Consider the following 3,842-nt stretch of genomic DNA (forward strand, 5'->3'; position numbering starts at 1 on the left):
ATCGAGGTCTCGGCCCACTGCGACCTGCCCTGCGGCGTCTACGACCCCGCCCAGGCCCGCATCGAGGCCGAGTCCGTCAAGGCCGTCATCGCCAAGGCCCTGGACAGCGACGACCCCGACTTCCGCACCCGCGCCATCGTGATCAAGGAGCAGCGCTCCAACCTGGTCAAGGAACACCTCTGGGTGCTGTGGACCGACTACTTCAAGCCCCCGCACTTCGAGGCCTACCCCCAGCTCCACACCCTCGTCAACGAGGCCACCAAGCTCGCCGGCGCCTCCGGCACCAAGGGCACCCTCGACCTCGAGGTCGCCGACAAGCTGCTCGCCAAGATCGACGAGATCGCCGAGATCTTCTGGGCGACCAAGAAGGCCTGACTCACCCACGGACCACACAAGAAAGCCAGGCTCCGGCAGCCAGCCGGGACCTGGCTTTTCCCATGCCCACGTCCGCGAGGATAGACGTATGACAAGTACGTCACTAGTGTGACAAGCGCCACCGGCCCCCTCGTGGCGGGCGGATCGACGGGTCGACTCCGTACCCACCTTCTCGGAAAGGTAGACCATGAACACAGTCCGACAGGTCAGCGCCTTCGTGGGGCGTTGGTTCGCCCTGATCGTCCTGGTCGCCGGCGCCATCGCACTGGCCACCCCCAGCACCTTCGACGGATGGGCGGCCCAGGTGCCGCTGCTGCTCCAGATCATCATGCTCGGGATGGGCATGACCCTCAGGCCCGTCGACTTCGCGATCATCGGCCGGCGGCCGTGGGCTCTGCTGCTGGGCGTCGCCACCCAGTTCACCGTGATGCCGTTGCTCGGCTGGGGCATCGCGAACGCGCTCAGCCTCTCCGCAGTGCTCACCGCGGGCATGATCCTGGTCGGTTGCGCGCCCGGCGGCACCGCCTCCAACGTCATGGTGTTCCTGGCCCGTGGCGACACCGCGCTGTCGGTGGCGATGACCTCCGTGTCGACACTGCTCGCGCCTGTGATGACGCCCCTGCTGGTCCTCTTCCTGATCGGGGAGGACCTGCCCGTCTCCGCGAGCGACCTGTTCGTCTCGATCGTGGAGATCGTGCTCGTTCCGGTTCTGCTCGGCCTGGTGCTCCGGCTGCTGCTGCCGCGTCTCATCGAGAAGGTCATCGATGTGCTTCCGCTGATCTCGGTCGCCGGCATCACCGGAGTCGTGCTCGCCGTCGTGGCCGGAAGCGCCGACACGCTGCTCTCGGTCGGCCTCCTGGTCGTGCTCGCCGTGGCCCTGCACAACGTCGCCGGCCTGGCCCTGGGGTACGCGGTCGGGCGAGTCTGCGGCATGCCGATCTCGAGCCGGCGAGCCATCAGCATCGAGGTGGGCATGCAGAACTCGGGGCTGGCCGCCGCGCTCGCGACCGTCCACTTCTCACCGGCCGCAGCGCTCCCTGCCGCGATCTTCTCGGTCTGGCACAACGTGTCCGGCTCGATCCTGGCGAGCCACTGGTCCCGGCGCCCCATCGAGGCCGCAGACGCCCCTGACGCCCTCGCCGCACGGTCGTTCTGAGCTGAGCGCCGGACGGCGGGTCGCCCTTCCCCGCGGTCGCAGTGGGGCGTCAGAGGCTCCTCCACCGCCCGAGGCGCATTTGCAAAAAGTGTTCCTTCGATAAGTCGATACCCCAGCCCGTATGGGCATTATCACTTCACAACGCATTCACTCACGCCAACGGCGGAAAAGGGTGAACGACAACAAGGCGTTACGGGGGTGTTGCAGCCTCCCCAATTCCCTGAACACCAGCGTTAATAGCACTTCACTCAGCACTTTTCTTCGTTACCGGCGACATGCGCATGTGTAACTGCTCCGCAACCGGCCTGAGTTCAACTATTAGTGCCAACTTTCGGAACCAACCAATGCACATCGTCGTGCGCTTTCGTGAACACAAAATGGGTAGGTGGGTATTCGCCATGCAGAAGGTTATCGCCCGCAGCATTGCCGCTATCCCAATCCCATTCGTCGTCGCCACCGGAACCACGGTGAACGCAGCCGCTCGCGCGTCGGCACCGACACGGACGGCAGGAAGAACTCCCAGCCGGATCACGGGCACCGAGGCTATAGAAGGCACGCGGAACGTGGTGCTGCACTCTCCTGCGCGGGGCCCGGTGCCGGCTGAGCCATGGACCACCCCTAGTTCGATGACTCTGAAACTCGCTTAGGTGGAAGCAATGTCGAATGCTTCAGCACGCGGATCGCAGCGCCTCGCCACGGCGTTCGCAGCGACGATCTTCGCGCTCTCGTTCTTGATTCCCATACTATTCGCAGCGGCGCCAGCGTCCGCGCACGCCCACTTGGTCGAGAGCCTTCCGAGTGCCGGCGCCGTGCTCGCCGCCGGCCCGTCGGAGGTGGTGCTCACCTTCGACCAGCCGATCCAAGCGTTCCCCGGCGCTAACGGAATAGTGGTGACCGGACCACAGAGCAGCCACTGGGCGTGTGGTCGTGCTCGCATCAACGGGAACACCCTTACCGCCTCGATGAGTGAGGTCGGGCCTCCGGGCCGCTACCAGATCCACTACCGGGTGCTCGGAGCGGACGGTCACCCGATCACCGGATCAGTGCCGATCAACATCCGGCGGTCGGCGTCCACCGCCGCCACCGCGTCCACCGCTGCCACCGCTGCCACCGCGTCCGCTGCCACCGCGATGACGGCGTTCGACGTAGATCGGCCGCATGGTTTGGCAGCGATGCCCACGTGGGTGTGGATCGCGCTGCTGGCCGCGATCGCGGTGTGCGCCGGGGCTGTCGGTCGCAAGACCGTACGCCGAACGGATGCGACATGAACGACCGTATCCGGCTCCTGCAGGCCTCGGCGCTTGTCGGCGCGAGCCTCGTCGCGCTTGCCTTCGGGATCCTGGCCACGCTGCCCCAGCCGGTCGTCGGAATTCCCGAACCGTCGGTGGTGGTACGCACCGGGATCCCGCTGCTCCGCTGGATCGCCAACGTGTGCGCGATCGGAGCCGTGGGCTCAGTGCTGGTGCTGGTGCTTCTGGGTGAGGCTGGTCGCGACCGTGCCCCTGCCCTGGCCCGACGTACTTCAGCGGCGGCGGTGTGGGCCGCAGCAGTGTGGGCGGTCGCGGCGCTGCTGGGTCTCTGGTTCAACGCCGCGGAGATCTCTCTCCGCCAGCTACGGCTGCCGGTCGGCGGCGTGCTCGACTACGGCGGAAACGTCAGCCTAGGTGTCGCACTGCTGATCAGCACCGGGTCGGCGGGAGCGTTGACCGCCTATTCGGCTGCCCGCTTGCGGCGGCCGTCGCTGCCACCGGACGCGGGCTTGCTGATCGCGCTGTCGGGCCTGGTGGCCGTGTCGATGAGCGGGCACGCCTCGCAGGCTGAGCCGCCGTTGCTGCTGATGACGGCCAGCGCCTTCCACGTGGCCGGAGCGGCACTCTGGGTGGGCGGACTGGCAATCACATCTCTGATCATCAGCGCCGACCGGCAGGCGCTGGCCGTCGTCCTTCCCCGGTTCTCGCGGGTCGCCGAGGCGAGTTTCGCGTTGGTGGCGGTCAGCGGCCTGTTGTTGGCCGCGCCCCGGCTGACCGGCGACGTGACACCGTCCCTCGGAGAGGCAGTCGACGCATTGACACAGACCGGTGCCGGCTGGCTGGTCCTGGGCAAGCTCGCCTGCATGGTCCTGCTGGGCTGCACGGGGGCGTACATCCGTTATGCCGTCGTCGACCGCGTGGCGCGCCAGCAGCCCACGCCACTCATCGTGTGGGCCGGGCTCGAGCTCGCCGTGATGGCGGTCGCGGTCTCGCTGGCCACGGCACTCGGGCGTCCCCTCTGATATGTAACGGCCTCTTGTCCAAGGGCAGGGTGACGTGCC

4 protein-coding genes are annotated in these 3,842 nt (G+C 67.2%); all 4 read left to right on the plus strand.

Features of this window, described 5'->3' with window-relative positions; all coding sequences use genetic code 11:
- Positions 1-375, plus strand: a 375-nt coding sequence (sodN, locus tag ACFX43_RS07285) for a superoxide dismutase, Ni (RefSeq protein ID WP_378818840.1), incomplete at its 5' end; no start/stop codon positions are given.
- Between the two features lie 187 nt (positions 376-562).
- Positions 563-1,531 (plus strand): bile acid:sodium symporter family protein, encoded by a 969-nt coding sequence (locus ACFX43_RS07290; protein WP_378818843.1) that lies wholly within the window; start codon positions 563-565, stop codon positions 1,529-1,531.
- A gap of 656 nt (positions 1,532-2,187) precedes the next feature.
- A complete protein-coding gene (locus ACFX43_RS07295; protein WP_378818844.1) occupies positions 2,188-2,799 on the plus strand; it encodes a copper resistance protein CopC in 612 nt (203 codons plus the stop codon).
- The gene (locus ACFX43_RS07300; protein ID WP_378818847.1) at positions 2,796-3,803 is read left to right on the plus strand and encodes a copper resistance D family protein; all 1,008 of its coding nucleotides are present in this window, start codon (positions 2,796-2,798) and stop codon (positions 3,801-3,803) included. The genes ACFX43_RS07295 and ACFX43_RS07300 overlap by 4 nt, the downstream gene beginning before the upstream one ends.
- Positions 3,804-3,842: the final 39 nt, after the last annotated feature.

Origin of the sequence: Nocardioides sp. YIM B13467 (genome assembly GCF_042788075.1) — a bacterium.
Classification (GTDB): Bacteria; Actinomycetota; Actinomycetes; order Propionibacteriales; family Nocardioidaceae; genus Nocardioides.